This window comes from Aquibaculum arenosum (assembly GCF_029222965.1).
GTDB lineage: Bacteria > Pseudomonadota > Alphaproteobacteria > Kiloniellales > DSM-21159 > Aquibaculum > Aquibaculum arenosum.
Map to the genome: position 1 here is coordinate 351,886 of NZ_JARHUD010000002.1, position 16,241 is coordinate 368,126.

General features: G+C 64.2%; 19 protein-coding genes. 10 read left to right on the plus strand and 9 right to left on the minus strand.

From position 1 onward, the window contains the following. Positions 1–380: 380 nt before the first annotated feature. The 3 genes from rpsT to mutM form a co-directional block, all read right to left on the minus strand. Positions 381–644, minus strand: a complete 264-nt coding sequence (rpsT, locus tag P2G67_RS04520; RefSeq protein WP_275820465.1) for a 30S ribosomal protein S20 — start codon at positions 642–644, stop codon at positions 381–383. A gap of 130 nt (positions 645–774) precedes the next feature. Continuing rightward, a complete protein-coding gene (locus tag P2G67_RS04525) occupies positions 775–1,551 on the minus strand; it encodes an enoyl-CoA hydratase (RefSeq protein WP_275820468.1) in 777 nt (258 codons plus the stop codon). A gap of 56 nt (positions 1,552–1,607) precedes the next feature. Beyond that, complete coding sequence (gene mutM, locus P2G67_RS04530; protein WP_275820681.1) at positions 1,608–2,453, minus strand: bifunctional DNA-formamidopyrimidine glycosylase/DNA-(apurinic or apyrimidinic site) lyase; 846 nt, start codon at positions 2,451–2,453, stop codon at positions 1,608–1,610. Between the two features lie 73 nt (positions 2,454–2,526). Between mutM and ubiE the strand changes: the two genes are divergently transcribed. Both ubiE and ubiB read left to right on the plus strand, forming a co-directional pair. After that, positions 2,527–3,297, plus strand: a complete 771-nt coding sequence (ubiE, locus tag P2G67_RS04535) for a bifunctional demethylmenaquinone methyltransferase/2-methoxy-6-polyprenyl-1,4-benzoquinol methylase UbiE (RefSeq protein WP_275820470.1) — start codon at positions 2,527–2,529, stop codon at positions 3,295–3,297. 4 nt (positions 3,298–3,301) lie between these two features. Continuing rightward, on the plus strand, positions 3,302–4,861 hold the full coding sequence (ubiB, locus tag P2G67_RS04540; RefSeq protein ID WP_275820472.1) for a 2-polyprenylphenol 6-hydroxylase: 1,560 nt from the start codon (positions 3,302–3,304) through the stop codon (positions 4,859–4,861). Between the two features lie 9 nt (positions 4,862–4,870). On the opposite strand, the gene P2G67_RS04545 is transcribed toward ubiB, so the two are convergent. The 4 genes from P2G67_RS04545 to P2G67_RS04560 all read right to left on the minus strand — a co-directional run bounded on the left by P2G67_RS04545 (position 4,871) and on the right by P2G67_RS04560 (position 9,559). Then, the gene (locus P2G67_RS04545; protein WP_275820474.1) at positions 4,871–5,164 is read right to left on the minus strand and encodes a DUF1330 domain-containing protein; all 294 of its coding nucleotides are present in this window, start codon (positions 5,162–5,164) and stop codon (positions 4,871–4,873) included. 200 nt (positions 5,165–5,364) lie between these two features. Further along, complete coding sequence (locus tag P2G67_RS04550) at positions 5,365–6,093, minus strand: Bax inhibitor-1/YccA family protein (protein WP_275820476.1); 729 nt, start codon at positions 6,091–6,093, stop codon at positions 5,365–5,367. A 134-nt stretch (positions 6,094–6,227) separates the two neighbouring features. Next, positions 6,228–8,810 (minus strand): ABC transporter permease, encoded by a 2,583-nt coding sequence (locus tag P2G67_RS04555; protein ID WP_275820478.1) that lies wholly within the window; start codon positions 8,808–8,810, stop codon positions 6,228–6,230. Then, on the minus strand, positions 8,807–9,559 hold the full coding sequence (locus tag P2G67_RS04560; RefSeq protein ID WP_275820480.1) for an ABC transporter ATP-binding protein: 753 nt from the start codon (positions 9,557–9,559) through the stop codon (positions 8,807–8,809). The genes P2G67_RS04555 and P2G67_RS04560 overlap by 4 nt, the downstream gene beginning before the upstream one ends. A gap of 203 nt (positions 9,560–9,762) precedes the next feature. Between P2G67_RS04560 and P2G67_RS04565 the strand changes: the two genes are divergently transcribed. The 5 genes from P2G67_RS04565 to P2G67_RS04585 all read left to right on the plus strand — a co-directional run bounded on the left by P2G67_RS04565 (position 9,763) and on the right by P2G67_RS04585 (position 12,966). Further along, positions 9,763–10,425 (plus strand): arylesterase, encoded by a 663-nt coding sequence (locus tag P2G67_RS04565; protein WP_275820482.1) that lies wholly within the window; start codon positions 9,763–9,765, stop codon positions 10,423–10,425. Between the two features lie 123 nt (positions 10,426–10,548). After that, positions 10,549–11,592, plus strand: coding sequence for an NADP(H)-dependent aldo-keto reductase (locus tag P2G67_RS04570; RefSeq protein ID WP_275820484.1), 1,044 nt, complete (start codon positions 10,549–10,551; stop codon positions 11,590–11,592). A gap of 114 nt (positions 11,593–11,706) precedes the next feature. Continuing rightward, complete coding sequence (gene thpR / locus P2G67_RS04575) at positions 11,707–12,285, plus strand: RNA 2',3'-cyclic phosphodiesterase (protein WP_275820485.1); 579 nt, start codon at positions 11,707–11,709, stop codon at positions 12,283–12,285. 96 nt (positions 12,286–12,381) lie between these two features. Then, complete coding sequence (locus tag P2G67_RS04580; protein ID WP_275820487.1) at positions 12,382–12,543, plus strand: hypothetical protein; 162 nt, start codon at positions 12,382–12,384, stop codon at positions 12,541–12,543. A gap of 75 nt (positions 12,544–12,618) precedes the next feature. Further along, positions 12,619–12,966, plus strand: coding sequence for an antibiotic biosynthesis monooxygenase family protein (locus P2G67_RS04585; RefSeq protein WP_275820489.1), 348 nt, complete (start codon positions 12,619–12,621; stop codon positions 12,964–12,966). A gap of 77 nt (positions 12,967–13,043) precedes the next feature. Here P2G67_RS04585 and P2G67_RS04590 read toward each other — a convergent pair whose 3' ends face one another. Next, the gene (locus P2G67_RS04590) at positions 13,044–13,634 is read right to left on the minus strand and encodes an exopolysaccharide biosynthesis protein (protein WP_275820491.1); all 591 of its coding nucleotides are present in this window, start codon (positions 13,632–13,634) and stop codon (positions 13,044–13,046) included. Between the two features lie 367 nt (positions 13,635–14,001). Between P2G67_RS04590 and P2G67_RS04595 the strand changes: the two genes are divergently transcribed. Both P2G67_RS04595 and P2G67_RS04600 read left to right on the plus strand, forming a co-directional pair. Continuing rightward, a complete protein-coding gene (locus P2G67_RS04595) occupies positions 14,002–14,487 on the plus strand; it encodes a sigma-70 family RNA polymerase sigma factor (protein WP_437124246.1) in 486 nt (161 codons plus the stop codon). A 193-nt stretch (positions 14,488–14,680) separates the two neighbouring features. Next, positions 14,681–14,932, plus strand: coding sequence for a hypothetical protein (locus P2G67_RS04600; RefSeq protein WP_275820494.1), 252 nt, complete (start codon positions 14,681–14,683; stop codon positions 14,930–14,932). A 37-nt stretch (positions 14,933–14,969) separates the two neighbouring features. Here the strand turns inward: P2G67_RS04600 and P2G67_RS04605 are convergent, their stop codons facing one another. After that, positions 14,970–15,530: a class I SAM-dependent methyltransferase gene (locus P2G67_RS04605; protein ID WP_275820496.1), complete on the minus strand. Its 561-nt coding sequence runs from the start codon at positions 15,528–15,530 to the stop codon at positions 14,970–14,972. Positions 15,531–15,803: 273 nt separating this feature from the next. On the opposite strand from P2G67_RS04605, the gene P2G67_RS04610 reads away from it, so the two are divergent. Beyond that, positions 15,804–16,238: a sigma factor gene (locus tag P2G67_RS04610; RefSeq protein ID WP_275820498.1), complete on the plus strand. Its 435-nt coding sequence runs from the start codon at positions 15,804–15,806 to the stop codon at positions 16,236–16,238. The last annotated feature ends 3 nt before the right edge of the window (positions 16,239–16,241 follow it).

The window sequence follows — 16,241 nt, forward strand, 5'->3', positions numbered from 1 at the left end:
GTGCTAATTGGCCCTAACAGCCCTTTTACAAAAAGGTGCGTGCCGGGAACACGGCAACCATTAGTGCGAGTAAGGTAATGTACAGGGGCTGAGGGTGAGAGGCAATGAGACCGTTTGCAGAACGCCCGCGCTCTGCTGAGTCCGAGCTTCAGCTTCCGGCCCTTAGAGTCGTCGGATTCAACGAGAATCCTGAGCTGTCACAAATACGAAAAAAATCGCATCCGCCCCCAATGGCCCGAGCGCGGGCACCCGACTCATAATCACCCGCCAGGAGCGATAAGCCAGACCTGTGCCCATGCAAATGGGCACCGGGAAGCCCGGTGCCCACTTTACCGACTGTGTGGATTGACGCCCCGTAAGGAGAGGCTGTCAGCCTTGGGTCAGGCCATCGCCTTGATGCGGCCACTGAGGCGGGAGAGCTTCCGCGCCACGGTGTTGCGATGGAGCACGCCCTTGGTAACGCCGCGGTGCAGCTCCGGCTGAGCGGCCTGCAGCGCCGATTTAGCGGCGTCCTGGTTGCCGCTGGCGATCGCCAGCTCAACCTTCTTCACGAAGGTGCGGATGCGCCCCATGCGCGCACCATTGATCTCGCTACGATTTGCATTGCGGCGGATCCGCTTTTGGGCGGACTTGTGGTTGGCCATAATTGATCCCGTTGGATAAGCGTGTTTCAGGGCGCGATATACTGCTCGAGCCCGGCTGCGTCAAGGACTGCCGGCCGCACAACCCGGGCCGAACTTTGGCCCAAGCGGCGGCCAAAGCAGGCCCTGTGGGTCAGCGATTCTTCCAGTTCGGCTTGCGCTTCTCGGCAAAGGCGCTCATGCCCTCGGTCCGATCGTCCAACGCAAAGGTCGAGTGGAACAGCCGCCGCTCGAAGCGCATGCCTTCGGCGAGCGTGGTCTCGAAGGCACGATTGACCGATTCCTTGCAGGTCCGCACCACTGGTTGCGACAGACCCGCGATGGTCTTCGCGGCCTTCATGGCTTCCTCCTGCAGGCTGTCCGCCGGCACCACCTTGGCCACGAGGCCAGCACGCAGAGCCGTCTCCGCATCGATCATGTCGCCGGTCAGGCAGAGATACATGGCAAGCGACTTGCCAACCGCGCGGGTCAGGCGCTGCGTGCCACCGGCACCGGGGATGGTCCCGAGCTTGATCTCCGGCTGGCCAAACTTGGCCGTGTCGGCGGCAATGATGAAGTCGCACATCATCGCGAATTCGCAGCCCCCGCCCAGGGCATAACCGGAAACGGCCGCGATCACCGGCTTGCGGATCGTGGTGATCACCTCCCAGTCGTCGGTGATGAAGTCCTCGTCGGCGACGTCCTGATAGCTCTTGTCCTTCATCTCCTTGATGTCGGCCCCGGCGGCGAAAGCCTTTTCGGAGCCGGTAAGGATGATGCAGCCGACCTCCGGGTCCGCATCGAACGTACGCATTGCCTGACCGACTTCGTCGACCAGCGCTGCGCAGAGGGCGTTCAGGGCCTGCGGCCGATGCAGGGTGACGATGCCGACGCCATCCTTCTTCTCCACCTGGATGTTCTCGTAGGCCATGAGTGTCTCCTTGAAGGGGTTTGGGCTTGGCAGGCCGCGGCGCAGGCGCCAGCGACTCACCGCTGCCGATGCGAGCAATAGAACGTGGAGCGCCCCGACTGCACAAGCCGCGATATGCCGCCGGCCGGCGGACCACCGCAGTCGCAGGCCGGACACGCCAGCCCTTCACGCCCGTAGACCGCCCAGGAATGTTGAAAATACCCCAGTTCGCCAGAGGTTTGCACATAGTCACGCAGACTGCTGCCGCCCGCGGCAATGGCCTCGGTCAACACTCGGCGAATGGCTTGAGCAAGTACGTCGGCCTCATGCTCCTCAATCGTCAACGCCAGGCGACCAGGCGCGATGCCCGCGTGGTAGAGCGCTTCGCAGACATAGATGTTCCCCAAGCCGGCCACCACCCGCTGATCCAGGAGGGCGGCCTTGATGGGCGTGCGCTTCTTCGCCAGCGCCGCGGCCAGGACCGGACCATTGAAGTCGTTGCCCAGCGGCTCCGGGCCCAACCCCGCCAGATGCCGATGTCCCGCAAGCTCGCCCGCCGGAATGATATCCATATAGCCAAAGCGCCGAGCGTCGTTGAAACGCACCTCCCGTTCTTCTTCGGTGCGCAGCACGATGTGGTCGTGGGGCAGCAGGGCCACGGAGTCGGGGTCGTCGATCAGCAGCATGCGCCCGGACATGCCAAGGTGCACCAGCAGCACCTCCGCGCTGTCCAGATGCAGCAGGAGGTACTTGGCGCGCCGGTCGATGCGCTCCACCCGCTGCCCCTCGAGGCGGGCCACGAAATCCAGCGGCAGGGGAAAGCGCAAATCAGGCCGGCGCTGCAGCACCGAGACGAGCCGCCGCCCCTCCAGCAGAGGCTGCAGACCGCGCCGGACCGTTTCCACTTCAGGCAGTTCTGGCATGGGTGCTGTCGATTTGATTGCTGAGGTCGCGGCAGAGTAGCCGAAGCGGCCCGGGATGGCTATCTTGCGCGCCATGTCCAGGAAGCAGTCTCCCAACCCGCCGCACCGCACCACGCACTTCGGATTCCGCGAGGTCGAGGAAGCGGAAAAGGCCCCGCTGGTCCGCAACGTCTTCACCAATGTGGCGGCGCGCTACGACCTGATGAACGATCTCATGTCCGGCGGCATCCATCGCCTCTGGAAAGATGAAATGGTCTCTTGGCTGCGGCCTCGCCCCGGCTGGCAGGTGATCGACGTTGCCGGCGGCACCGGCGACATCGCCTTTCGCATCCGCGAGCGCATGGAGGGTCAGGGACAGGTCATGGTCTGCGACCTGACGGAGGATATGGTTCGGGTGGGGCGCGACCGGGCCATCGACAGCGGACGATTGGACGGCCTGCAGTGGATTTGCGGCGACGCTCAGCGCCTGCCCTTCCCCGATCGCAGCTTCGACGCCTACACCATCGCTTTCGGCCTGCGGAACGTGACGCGAATCGAGGATGCCCTGAGCGAGGCGCGCCGCGTGTTGAAGCCGGGTGGGCGCTTCCTCTGCCTGGAGTTCAGCCAGGTCGTGCTGCCTGTGCTGGACCGGTTTTACGACCTCTATTCCTTCCAGCTGCTGCCGAGGCTGGGCCAGGTGGTGGCGCGGGACCGCGATTCCTATCGCTACCTTGTCGAGTCGATCCGCCGCTTTCCGCCGCAGGCCGATCTGGCGGCCCGCATGGCCGATGCCGGGCTCGAGCAGCCGCGCTGGCGCAATCTGAGCGGCGGAATCGCGGCCATCCATTCCGCCTGGCGCCTCTAGCATCATGCGTCACACCCTGCGGCTGCCGTTCCGTCTGCTGACCATCGCCCGCGTCCTGCGGCGCCACGATGCCCTTTCCGCGGTGGAAGCGCTCGGCATCTACCCCACGCTCATCGCCCTGCTGCGACGCGTCGGCGGCCGCACAGGCAGCGGTCGACCGGGGCAGAAGCTGGCACGGGCGCTCACCGAACTGGGACCCAGTTTCATCAAGTTCGGGCAGTTCCTTGCCACCCGTGCTGATCTGATTGGCGAGCAGATGGCGGCCGACCTTTCAGAGCTACAGGATCGCCTGCCCGCCTTCTCCTTCGAGGAAGCGCGCGACATCCTGGAAAGCGAACTGGGGCGACCGCTCGACGATCTTTTCGACCACTTCGAGCAGAAGCCGATCTCGGCCGCCTCGATCGCCCAGGTCCACTTCGCCATTACCCGCGAAGAGGATCCGGAGATCGAAAGCCGGGAAGTGGCGGTCAAGGTTCTGCGTCCGGGCATTGAAAGTGCCTTCGAGCGGGACCTGCAGCTCTTCTACTACCTCGCCTATCTGGTCGAGCGCACCCAGCCACGCCTTCGCCGCTTCAAGCCGGTGGAGGTGGTGGGGCTTTTCGAGGAAACGGTGCGCACGGAAATGGACCTGCGTATGGAGGCCGCAGCCGCCTCGGAACTGGGGGAGAACTTCGAAGGCGACCCGGACTATCAGGTTCCCGCCGTGGATTGGGAGCGCACGGCCCGGCGGGTCATGACCCAGAGCCGGCTGTCCGGCATCCGCCTCGACGACCGCCAGGCTCTGCTGGCCGCCGGTCATGACCTAACCGAGGTGCTGCGCAAGGCCTCGGCCATCTTCTTCAATCAGGTCTTCCGGGACGGCTTCTTCCACGGCGACCAGCATCCCGGCAATATGTTCGTCACCGCCGACGGTGGCATCGGGGCGGTCGATTTCGGCATCATGGGGCGTCTCGATCACCGCACCCGCACCTTTCTGGCCGACATGCTGCTGGCCACCCTGGCGCGCGACTATCGCCGCCTGGCTCAGGTGCAGGTGGATGCCGGCTACCTGCCGCCCGGCCAGTCCATGGATCTCTATGCCCAGGCCCTGCGCGCGGTGTGCGAGCCGATCTTCGGCCGGCCGCTGGCGCGCATCTCCTTTGCGCGCCTGCTCGGCCAGCTCTTTCGTCTGACCGAATCCTTCAACCTCAGCGTCCAGCCGCAGCTCGTGCTCTTGCAAAAGAACATGCTCATGGCCGAAGGGGTGAGCCGCCATCTCGACCCCAGCCTGAACATCTGGGTGCTGGCCGAACCACTTATCACCGACTGGATGCGCGCACACCGTGGCCCCCAGGCCAGGGTGCGCGATGCCGGGCAGTCCATGATCGAAGGCCTGGAACGCCTGCCTGCGACACTGGCCCAGATGGAAAGCATCGTGCAGCAGGCAGCGGTAGGCGGTCTGCGCCTGCATCCCGAGACGGTGGCCGCCTTCACCGACGCCAAGCGACAGGCCGCCGGCATCCGCCGGGCCATGCTTTTGGCCGCGCTGGCCCTCCTGCTGGCGGCCGGCGCCCTGCTGCTATAGTGCGGAGCGCTATCCCTCGTAGCGGGGCAGGATGGCCACCGCACCCTTCGAGGCGGCCTGCCTGAGCGGGAGGATCTCCTGGTACTCGGGTGAGCTGTAGAAGCGCTCGGCCGCGGCCATATCCGGGAACTCCAACACCACCATACGGTCGATCGGCCAGTCGCCTTCCATGACCTTGGGCTGAGCCCCGCGAATCAAGTAGGTCCCGCCGTAGCGGGCAATGGTCTCGGGCGCCCGGGCCGCATAGGCCTTATAGGCCTCCGCATCCGTCACCTCCACCAGAGCTATCAGATAGGCACTCACCTCGATCTCCTTTTCCGATCTTGAAACCGGCGCAGCTTCCCAGAGAAAGCCACGGTCGAACAAGGCCTCATCTGCCTCTGGCTTGGGGCCAAGACCGCATGCCGCTCACCGCCTTGGCGCAGACAAAAAAAGCCCGGTGAAGACAGCTTCACCGGGCTTTCTCGTTTCGCTCCCTCGCAGGAGGGAAAGCGTTGCTGTGGCTACTCCCGCATGATCCCGAGGATGCTGAGGATGTAGATGAACAGCGTGATGAAGGAGCCATAGAGCATGAAGGCGCCGAAAATCGACTTCCTGGTGGCCACGTCGGCGCCGTCGGTCTCGTAGTACATGTTCTTGATCATTTGGGTCTCGTAGGCGGTGAGACCGGAGAAGACCAGAACCACGACCACCGACAGCAGCAGCTGGAAGGCGCCATCCTGGATAAAGAAGGCGTTGACCAGCAGCGCGATCAGCAGACCGATGGTCGCCATCGCGAGGAAAGCCCCCATCGGCGCCAGGTTCTTCTTCGTCGTGTACCCCAACAGGCTCATGCCGGCGAAGGTGCCCGCGGTGATGAAGAAGGCCCGTGCGATGAGCATGGGATCAATGGCGGCATAGGCCGCCATCATCGGCCCCAGTAGTGCGCCCCAAAGCCCCGCATAGACCCAGAAGCAGATCTGGGCGGCGCCTACGGACTTGGAGGTCATGATGCGCGGCGCCATGAAGCCAAGCCCCAGAACACCGATGAAGAAAAGCCAGAACATCGACGCCACAGCCTGAACCAGGGCCGGGTTCATTGCGACGATCATGGCAATGGCGCCGGTAAAGGCGACGCCGAGACTCATGTAGTTGTAGACGCGCAGCATGTAGCTGCGCAGGCCCTCGTCTAGCTGCGCAGTCTGAGCTTGACTGCGCGACATGTACTTGGTGCGATCCTGACCGAACGCCATGGCGCTCCTCACTCCTGAAACACAGAAAAATGTCGTACCCAGATATGGGCGATCCCTGAAATGGGGTCAACAGAAACCGGTCGCACTGCCTCCGAAAAGCGACATGAAGGCACAAATCAAAGCGCCGCGTGCCATCAATCGTTGCGCAGGATTGGCGCTGCTTTCTGCGCCAAGGCCCGCCATGTTCCGCCAAATCCGAAGATGAGGGTTACGGCAACTGCGACAAGCGCGGTCAGCGCCACCGGTGTCACCAGAAAGGTGAAGTTCTCGACACGCATGACCGTGGTCAGCACAGCCCAGGCTGCCAGCGTGCCCATGATGACCGCCAGCAGTGAGGCAATCACGCCCATCAGGCCGAACTCCAGGAGGAAGGCACGCAGCACGTCGCGGCGCCGGGCACCGAGCACCTTCAACACGACGGCGTCATAGACCCGACGCCGCTGCCCGGCCGCCACCGCCCCGGCCAGCACCAGCAGGCCTGCCGCAACCGTCACGGACGCGGTCAAGGTGACCGCCGTGGCAATGGCGCGCAGCATCTGCGCGAGACTTTCCAAGGCCTCCTTGACCCGCACGGCCGAGACATTGGGGAAAGCATCCGCAACCGCAGCCTCCAGGGCCTCCTCCTCTTCGGGATCCAGGGACACCGTGGCGATGTGGGTCTGCGGCGCCTGCTGCACGAGACCGGGGGAAAAGACCATCACGAAGTTGATCGACAGCTCGGACCAGTCGACGGGTCGGAGGTTGGCGATCTCCGCCTCGATGTCGCGTCCCAGGAGATTAACGGTCAGGCTGTCGCCCGGGCCGATGCCGATCTGCTCGGCGATGCGCGCCTCCAGGCTGATCAACGGCGGCCCGCTGTAGTCCTCGGGCCACCATTCTCCCGCCGTGATGCGACTGCCCGCCGGCGGTTCCGCCGACCAGGTGACACCACGGTCGCCGCGGAAGACCCAGGAAACATCCGAGTCCACCTCCATCTCGTCCAGCCGCAGGCCGTTTACCCGGGTGATGCGCCCGCGCAGCATCGGCACGCGCTCCATGGACTCGAAGCCCGGATGGGCCTGCACCAGCGCATCGAAGCGCTCCACCTGATCCGGCTGAATGTCGATGAAATAGAAGCCCGGCGCCTCTTCCGGCATCTGCTCCACCACCTGGTGCCGCAGGTTTCCCTCGATCAGCGCGATGGCGACCAGCACCGTCAGGCCGAGCCCCAGGGAGGTGACCACGCTGCCGGTGCTGGCGCCCGGGCGGTAGAGGTTGGTCAGCGCCAGTCGCAATCCGGGGCGCCGCGGCCGGGGCAACTGGCGCGCGGCCCAGGCGATGCCTGCCGCCGCGAGGCGGAACAGCAACAACGCGCCGACGGCACCCACGACGAACCCAAACGACACGCGACCGCCATCGGTGCCGAGAACCGCCACCGCCGCCAGGGCCAGGCCCGACAGCCCCAGCGCCACAAGCGCCCAGCGCGGCGGCCGGCTTGCTGCACGATCCACCACATCGCGGAACAGGCTCCCAGCCGGAATCGACTGCGCCCTGGCCAGAGGCCAAAGCGTGAAGACCAGGGTTGTGAGCAGCCCGAAAACCGCGGCCAACGCCAGCGCGGGCCAGTGCAAACCGCCCTGGAGCTGGAAGTTCAGGCGCTCGGCGAGAATTGGCCCGGCGACCAGCGGCGCAAGCGCGCCCAAGGCCAGGCCGGCGCCGATGCCCAGTAGGGCGAGCGCCAGGACCTGCGCCAGATAGGTGGTGAAGATCAGACGCCCCGGCGCACCCAGGCACTTCAAAGTAGCGATGGTGCTGCGCTTGCTGTCGAGAAAGGCATGCACCGCATTGGCAATGCCAACACCGCCCACCAGCAGGGCCGTCAGCCCGACCAGTGTCATGAAGAGCGTCACCTGGAAGATGAAGCGGTCGACGCCAGGCGCAGCGCGCGAGATGTCCCGCACACGCCAACCGGCATCGGGATAGGCCGCATCCAGACGGCTGCGCCAGGACTCGGCCGTCTCGCCTTCGGGCAAATCCGCACGATAGTGATAGTAGATGAGCGATCCCGGCTGCTCGAGCCCGGAGGCGCCCAAGCTGTCCACATGGACGAGCACGCGGGGCCCGAGCGTGAAGGCCCGGGCCGCCCGATCCGGTTCCCGGGTGACCGTGCCCCGCACCTCGTAGGCAAGTTCGCCGATGCGCAGACTGTCGCCGACGGAGAGATCCAGGCGGGACAGCAGCGCCGGGTCGACCAGGGCGCCCCACCGTTCGCCCTCTTGGGTGAGCGGCAGCGCGCCCTCCACCGGCGGATCGACGGCCACCGCACCATGCAGCGGATAGGCACTGTCGACAGCTTTCAACTCTACCAGACGCCGGCCGCCATCGGGGCTCTCAGTGCGCGCCATGGCCCGCAGGTCGGCGACCCGGGACAGGCGCGCGCTGTTGTCCGCCATCCAGTCGAGCTGTTCGGCGGTGAGGGGCTGGTGAATGGTCCGCAGCTCCACGTCGCCGCCCAGCAGCGCACGCCCATTCTCCGACAGCCCGCCCAGCATCGCTTGCGAAAGCGAGCCCACGGCCGCGATCGCGGCCACGCCCAGGAGCAGGCAGAGCAGGAAGACGCGAAAGCCCTTAAGCCCCCCGCGCAGTTCCCGTCGCGCCAGCCGCCAAGCCAGACCGACCGTGGATGGCGGCCGCTGCGTCTCGCTGCGGGGCCGGCCGACCAGCACACCCTCGCTCACGCCACCGGCTCCGCTTCCAGCCCTGTCGATTCCTGTCGGTTCCCGTCCAGCCTGCGATCCTCCACCAGCGCACCGTCGCCGATCCGCACCACGCGGTTGCAGCGTTCGGCCAGCCGAGTGTCATGAGTGATCAGGAGCAGGGTCGTTGCATGCGCGCGCTGCAGGGCGAAGAGCTGCTCCACCACGCGCGCGCCAGTGTCGCCATCGAGGTTGCCGGTCGGCTCGTCTGCCAGCAGCAGTTTCGGGCCGGGCGCGAAGGCCCGGGCCAAGGCCACCCGCTGCTGCTCGCCCCCGGAGAGCTGGCCGGGGTAGTGATCCAGCCGGTGGCCCAGCCCGACCTGCTCCAGCACCTGCGCTGCGCGATCGAAGGCATCATCGCGCCCGGCAAACTCCAGCGGCACCGCCACGTTCTCCAGCGCCGTCATGGTGGAAATCAGGTGAAAGTCCTGGAACACGATGCCGACGTAATCGCGGCGGAAAGCCGCCAGTTCATCCTCGTCCAGGGCGTTGAGATCGGCGCCCGCCACCCTCACCAGCCCACTGCTGGCCCGCTCGAGACCGGAAATGACCATGAGCAGGGAGGTCTTGCCCGAGCCCGAAGGCCCGACGAGCGAAACCGTTTCCGAGGCATGAATCGTAAGATCAATGCCGCGGAGCACCTCCACCGGTCCCGCGCCGGAGCGATAGGTGAGGCGCAGGTCCTGCAGCGCAATCATTTCCTCCGTATCTCGGTCAGCAGCTCGCTGCATTGCGCCGTCCTTCTGTGCCGTTTGCTTCGCAGATGATGGGGAAGACATGGGGCAGATATGGGGCAGAGAGCGAAACGATCAACGAGAAGCGCGCCGGAGGCGGGACATGCGACAGAGCGAGCCATTGCTTGACCGGCGCGTGTCGACGCCTACCTGAACCCCAGTGCAATCGACGAACGCGCCCTGCCGAAGAGGAAGACTTCATGCCCATCGCCCGCCGCCTGGCCACCAGCCTCTCCTCGCTCGCCCTTGTGGTCGGGCTCACTGCAGGGATCGCCCAGGCATCGGAACCGATCCGCCTGATGGCGTTCGGCGATTCCCTGGTGCATGGCTACGGCCTCGACCCGGACGACGTCTTCCCGCAGCAGCTCGAGACCGCGCTACGGGACCAGGGGCACGCGGTGGAGGTGATCAACGCCGGCAACTCGGGCGACACCACGGCGGCCGGATTGGCCCGAATCGACTGGGCCCTGGCTGACGAGCCGGACGCCATTCTGGTGGTGCTGGGCGCCAACGACGGCCTTCGGGGCTTGGACCCCAGTGAGACCCGGCGCAACCTCTCCGGGCTGCTCGAGCGGCTGGAAGAGGAAGAGCTTCCGACCCTCTTCACCGGCATGCTGGCGCCGCGCAATCTTGGGTCTGACTATGCGGCGGAGTTCGATGCCCTTTTCCCCGAGCTGGCGGAAAATCACGACGTCGTCTTCTATCCCTTCTTCCTGGAGGGTGTGGTGGCCGAGCCGGCGCTGAACCAGGGCGACGGCATCCATCCCAACGCGGAAGGGGTGGCGGAGATTGTGGCGCGCATCCTGCCCAGCGTCGAAGAACTGCTGTCGGAAGTGAACGACCAGGCCGAGGCAGAAAGCTGAGCCACAGTCGGCGATTTCCATGGCCCTCCGCTGCGGCTATACCAGGGGCACTTCATCCCTTTTTGCCGGTGTCGCTGCTCTGCCCGAGCCGCACCTGCTCAAAACTGCTTGGAGCCACGCCTCATGGAGCTTCGCCGTCTCGGACGAACCGATCTCGACGTCAGTCTCATCTGCCTGGGCACGATGACCTGGGGTCGCCAAAACAGCCTTGAAGACGGGCTGGCACAGATGGACTACGCCTTGGACCGCGGCGTCTTCTTCTGGGACACGGCCGAGATGTACCCCATCGCGCCGCAGGCCGAGACCTACGGGCGCACCGAGGAAATCATCGGCGAGTGGTTCGCCAGCCGCGGCCAGCGCGACAAGGTGATCCTGGCCACCAAGGCTGTGGGGCCGGGCGCACGTTTCCGGCACGTGCGCGACGGCTACCCCAAGTTCACCCGGGAGCAGTTGACCCAGGCAGTGGACGATAGTCTGCGCCGGCTCCAGACCGACTACATCGACCTCTATCAGCTCCACTGGCCGGAACGCAGCGTCAACACCTTCGGCAAGCTGGGCTACATGCCCAACCCGGACGAGGGCGACTGGACACCGCTGGAGGATGTCCTTGGGACGCTCAACGAGCTGGTCGAAAGCGGCAAGATCCGCCATATCGGCCTGTCGAACGAGACCCCCTGGGGCGTCATGAAGTTCCTGCAGCTTGCCGAACAGGGCATTGGGCCGCGGGTCGTCACCGTGCAGAATCCCTACAGCCTGCTCAATCGCAGCTTCGAGGTGGGGCTGGCCGAGATCGCCCATCGCGAAGATGTGGGTCTCTTTGCTTATGCGCCGAACGCAGCCGGCGTGCTCTCCGGCAAGTACCTCGATGGCGCCCGCCCACCCGGGGCGCGCATGACCGTCTTCCCGGACAACACGCGCTACTTCACGCCGCGCGCGGAAGAGGCGACACGACGCTATGTCACATTGGCGCGAGATCACGGCCTCGACCCCTCGCAGATGGCGCACGCTTTCGTGCTGTCGCGTCCCTTCCTCACCTCCTCCATCGTCGGCGCCACGACGCTGGAGCAGCTCAAGACCGCCATCGATTCGACCGCGGTTACCCTGTCGCCGGAGATCCTGGCGGAGATCGAGAAGATCCACCACGAGTTTACGTTCCCCTGCCCTTAAGTGCGCAGGCATCACGCTACATCGTTGGATCGGGAATTGCGGGCGGCTTTTGAAAGGCCGCCCGCTTCCTGTTAACAGAGAGGCTTGTCCCCTGTTCTGCGGGAGCGTCGTGCTATGCGCCTCTTCATCGCTCTCGGCCTGCCCGAAGACGTCCGCGAGCGGCTCCAATTCCTCGCCGGTGGACTGCCGGGTGCGCGCTGGGTGCCGCCTGAGAACCTCCACCTCACCCTTCGCTTCCTTGGCGACGTGGACCATGGGCTGGCACGCGATATCGACGATGCCCTGCACAGCATCGACTTTCCACGCTTCGGGCTGACCTTAACGGGAATCGGCGTCTTCACTGAAGGTAAACGTATCAACACCTTGTGGGTGGGTGTTGAGAACAACCCTGAGCTTGAACGATTGCAGGCCAAGGTGGACCAGGCAAGTGTGCGTGCTGGCGTGAAACCCGACCGGCGCAAGTTCAAGCCGCACGTCACTCTGGCGCGCGGGCGCATCGAGCATGGCCCCAAGCTGGAGCGCTTCCTGATGGAGCATTCTCTCTTCCGACTGGGCCCCATCACGGTTGATGCCTTCAACCTCTACTCTAGCCATCTGCAGTCAGGGGGTCCACTCTACGTCCGGGAGGTGATCTATCCTCTTGAATACACTGGGCCCTCTGAAACAGACGATGCCACCACCTCCGAGCGATGATGACGGCCTGCCGGTCTGTTGCGCCTATTCCCTATTGACTTGGTAGAGAAATAACCCTACCCGGCTTTCATCTGAAACAGTCGGGAGCAGGGTCGCATGGACGCCTGCCGATCCAATCAGTACCAGCAGCAGGAAAACCCGGCTGCCTTCCCCACCGCAGTGGCCACGCGCCGACGCTGGCGCGAGTTTGCCGCCCGCGGCCTGATCGCCTCCCTCTTCCTGGGCGCGGCAGCGCTCTGGATCGTCATGGTGACCTGAGCCGCGGCTTGGCGGCTTGACCCCGCCCGCGCCTTCCCCGCATCCTCTGCGCAGTGCTGGGCGGAGGATGAGGCCATGATCCTGGTGATTTTCGAGGTCGAGCCGAAAGGCGAGGCCACCGACGACTACTTCACGCTCGCTGCGGGCCTGCGCGAAGAGTTGCAGAAGATCGACGGCTTCATCTCCATCGAGCGCTTCCAGTCCGTGACCAACCCGGAAAAGTTTCTCTCGCTTTCCACCTGGCGTGACGAAGCGGCGATCGAAGACTGGTACTGCCACAGCGGCCATTCGGCGGCGCAGCAGGCTGGACGCGCGCGAATTTTCAAAGACTACCGGATCCGTGTTGCGCGCGTCTTTCGCGACTATGACATGGCCAAGGGGCGAGCGGGCGCCATGACGGACGCCACGGCTTCTGCTGAGTAAGCGACATCCGCAGTAAGCGCTCGGCCTTAAAGCGGATCGCGGGGTCGCTTCGCCAGCCCGATTTGAGTCGATCAGCGCTAGAACAAAAACGTTTGTAGAACCAGATAGCCGACGGCACCGGTGGCCAGGAAGGCCAGGGTCGCCAGCAGTCCGTCGTGCGCAACCAGCGCCAAGGCAAAAAGACTCACCGTAGCTGCCATAGCCGAGTTGCTCATGGGAATGAGTTCCATGGGCGGCATGAAACAGGCGATGGTCAAACAGATCACGCCGATCAAACGAGCAAACGCTCCTTCGGTGAGAAAGCTGAAGCGCCTGTTTATCAAGCGGTCGACCACCCGAATAGCGGGTGTGAGAAAGCGCAGCGCGTCCGTCAGCCGCGCCCGCGGCACCGCCCGCGACAGCAGGAAGCTAGGCAACCAGATACGTCTGCGCCCGAGAACCAAATGCACGCTGATGATGCCGATGATCAGACCGCCGACGGTGCCCGAGCCGGGAACGCCGCTCAAAGGTGATACAAGCAGCAGTCCTGGCACCAGCAGAAGCGGCCCGAAGCTGCGCTGACCAACGGATTGCATGATCTCGGCGACAGAGACGCGCTCACCAGCTCCGGCCGCGCTGATACGCCGAACAACCTCTTCCAAAGTCTGCGCTTCTTCCGCGTCGTGCATGCAGGCGATCCTCGGTGGTTGGGCAAAACGGCGGCGCCGCTTTGGCCGTGGATTTAGGGACCTGTTCCCGTGAAACAAGCACTCACGGACGTAATCACCCTACAACCTGTGAGAAAACTGCGCCCTTTCGTACCATAATTGCACCTTGCGGAACTTTTCCCGTCGTACAAGCGTCTTATCTAGTAGACGTCGCCTAAAAGACGAATGGGAGAGCGGGATGAACATGTGTACAGCAACTGCCCCTCAATATTCCCACAACAGAACTGTAGATAGGAGAAGTCCACACGCGTCTTACAAGCAACCTTTCGATACGCCCCGTAACTCGGCCACGAGCGGCCTGCCAGAGCGCGAACTGATCATCTCACTGATGCCATCTTTGCGCGCCTTCGCCCGCTCGCTTACCCGCAATGCCAGCGAAGCTGACGATTTGGTGCAGGAAACGCTGCTTCGCGCGCTGTCCAGCCTCCATCAGTTTCGGCCGGGAACGAACATGAAAGCCTGGCTGTTCCGGATCGAACGCAACGTCTTCTACACCAACTACCGCAAACGCCACCGTGAAGGGACTGTGCTCTCGAGAGAGGTAGAGGACATGCCTTGGGTCGAGGCGCCACAGGAGTGGTCGATCAAGGCGCGGGCAATGAACAACGCCTTGGCGCAGTTGCCCAACGATCAGAAGGAGGCGCTGCTTTTGGTAAGCGGAACGGGATTGAGCTACGAGGAAGCCGCCAAGCAGTGCGGTTGCGCCCTGGGCACCATCAAAAGCCGCGTGAGTCGTGCACGCAGCCGCCTGCTCTTGCTGCTCCAGGTGTATCACCACGATGAGTTCATGGAGATCGAGCGCCACAGCTTGTAGGGCCCGTCGCATTCAATCCGAAGCACGAGCACTTGAATGGTGCGCAATTCGGTCAGGTGGGAGCAGGGGCAAAACCCCGGCTTCCTCCTGCCGTAAACTTGCCTATATCTATGATAGGCCGGCCCCGAACCCTGCCGCTGCCGATGGATCGGTGGGTTTCAGGGCGCCTTGACCGCCCAGAGGAGTAGCGAGCATGAACGACAATCTTCACAAACGGATCCGTGAACTACAAAAGCAGGTAAACGAGGCCGCTCGTAGCCTTGAGGAATTGGGCAACGAGGATGGTGAGGTGCGGCGACGCCTGCGCCGCGCCGGACGGCGCACGGGCGAACTCGGACGCGAAGCCGGGGACTTGGCGCAACGTCATCCCGCCGTGACCGGACTGCTGGTCTTGGGCGTGGCGGCCATCGCCACCGCCTGGTTCATGCATGGCCGACAGGACTGAGCAACGCACAATCGCGCACTCGCGCACTCGCGCAGCGTCAGGCGTTGGGCCGAAACTCCCAGATGAAGTGCGGCACAACGCCACTCCAGCCGAAGCCCAACCGGTTCGCTGACACTCCCACTTGGCGGTGAGCGATGGGCGGGCGCGGAAGATTGCCGTACTGCACCAACCGCGGTTCGGCCATCAAGCCGAAGACCTGCTCCACAAAGCGCCTCTGCTTCTCCACGCCATAGTGGACGATCGGCAATCCGGACACACAGGTTGTGATCTGCCCGGCCCATTCCGGCGGCAGTAAGGTCGCCGGATTGAGCGCATCACCTTGGACCACCAAAGCCCGGGGAAATGCGCTGCGTAGATGTTCGCACAGGGTCGCGTCCAGTTCGACCATGGCGAGCTGCGCTTCTGGCAAGCCCGCCTGCACCATCGCGGTTCCCACAGCACCCGTGCCAGCGCCCAGATAGAGCACTGTCTCCTGAGATGTGCGCAGGGCCTTGGCAGCAATTTGGGCCGAAAGCTTCGGCGAGCTGGGATAAAGCGAAGCCACCTGGGTGGGCTTGGCCAGCCAACGAGAAAGAAACAGCCGGGTTTCCGGGCGCACAACGATCTCCCATGTGGTGAAAAGCAGAGAAGTGCCGCAGACCTAGGGCAAGAGCTAGAACCCTCAACGCCCAGATCAAGGAAAAATCGTGCTCCAAATTGTGCTGACTTAAGATGTTTGTGAGCGACCCATGACAAGTTGTCGGTTTGGCTTGCACCAGGCGGAAGCTTTGCCCGACAATGCTGTATGGGAGAGGGCGTCACCCGGAGGCCTTCAAGTTCTTTTTCGGATCCGGGAGACGCTGCATCCTTGGTTCAACCAGGGAGTGTTGTCATGGCTTCATTCGCTCTTCCCCGCCCGCCCTACGCGGGAATCGTCGCTCAGATCCCGGACCTCCTGGACTATGCCCTGGCGCGCTGCCTCGACCTAGGCACCGCGGAGGAATTGGTCGAGGAGTGCATCATCCGTGCACTGACCCGTGTGCGGCAGCACCGCTCAGAGCGGGAAATGCGCGCATGGGTCTTTACCATACTGCACAACCTCTGCCTGGCACAGCCGGTTCGCAGTCCAAAGCGCCGTCCTCCTTCGCGGGTTGAAGTCGCTGAAGCGGCCCACCGCGTGTTGCTGCGTGCGCTGGGGAAAGCCTCGATGGCCCTGCCGTATCCACAAAGCCGAGAAGGCACTGAGGTCTCAGTTTTGCTGGCCGAGACCGGCAACGCAGCGCGCGATGAAAGCTGGACCTTTCCGATGAGCCCCACATTGCACTGAGGC

Excerpts from the sequence above, each read along its gene's own strand:
- P2G67_RS04585 (WP_275820489.1), top strand. The coding sequence starts at position 12,619 with ATGATCCTGGTGATTTTCGAGGTCGAGCCGAAAGGCGAGGCCACCGAC.
- P2G67_RS04595 (WP_437124246.1), top strand. The coding sequence starts at position 14,002 with ATGCCATCTTTGCGCGCCTTCGCCCGCTCGCTTACCCGCAATGCCAGC.
- rpsT (WP_275820465.1), bottom strand. The coding sequence starts at position 644 with ATGGCCAACCACAAGTCCGCCCAAAAGCGGATCCGCCGCAATGCAAAT.
- thpR (WP_275820485.1), top strand. The coding sequence starts at position 11,707 with ATGCGCCTCTTCATCGCTCTCGGCCTGCCCGAAGACGTCCGCGAGCGG.
- P2G67_RS04565 (WP_275820482.1), top strand. The coding sequence starts at position 9,763 with ATGCCCATCGCCCGCCGCCTGGCCACCAGCCTCTCCTCGCTCGCCCTT.
- P2G67_RS04550 (WP_275820476.1), bottom strand. The coding sequence starts at position 6,093 with ATGGCGTTCGGTCAGGATCGCACCAAGTACATGTCGCGCAGTCAAGCT.
- ubiE (WP_275820470.1), top strand. The coding sequence starts at position 2,527 with ATGTCCAGGAAGCAGTCTCCCAACCCGCCGCACCGCACCACGCACTTC.
- ubiB (WP_275820472.1), top strand. The coding sequence starts at position 3,302 with ATGCGTCACACCCTGCGGCTGCCGTTCCGTCTGCTGACCATCGCCCGC.
- P2G67_RS04570 (WP_275820484.1), top strand. The coding sequence starts at position 10,549 with ATGGAGCTTCGCCGTCTCGGACGAACCGATCTCGACGTCAGTCTCATC.
- mutM (WP_275820681.1), bottom strand. The coding sequence starts at position 2,453 with ATGCCAGAACTGCCTGAAGTGGAAACGGTCCGGCGCGGTCTGCAGCCT.
- P2G67_RS04590 (WP_275820491.1), bottom strand. The coding sequence starts at position 13,634 with ATGCACGACGCGGAAGAAGCGCAGACTTTGGAAGAGGTTGTTCGGCGT.
- P2G67_RS04600 (WP_275820494.1), top strand. The coding sequence starts at position 14,681 with ATGAACGACAATCTTCACAAACGGATCCGTGAACTACAAAAGCAGGTA.
- P2G67_RS04580 (WP_275820487.1), top strand. The coding sequence starts at position 12,382 with ATGGACGCCTGCCGATCCAATCAGTACCAGCAGCAGGAAAACCCGGCT.
- P2G67_RS04525 (WP_275820468.1), bottom strand. The coding sequence starts at position 1,551 with ATGGCCTACGAGAACATCCAGGTGGAGAAGAAGGATGGCGTCGGCATC.
- P2G67_RS04610 (WP_275820498.1), top strand. The coding sequence starts at position 15,804 with ATGGCTTCATTCGCTCTTCCCCGCCCGCCCTACGCGGGAATCGTCGCT.
- P2G67_RS04560 (WP_275820480.1), bottom strand. The coding sequence starts at position 9,559 with ATGCAGCGAGCTGCTGACCGAGATACGGAGGAAATGATTGCGCTGCAG.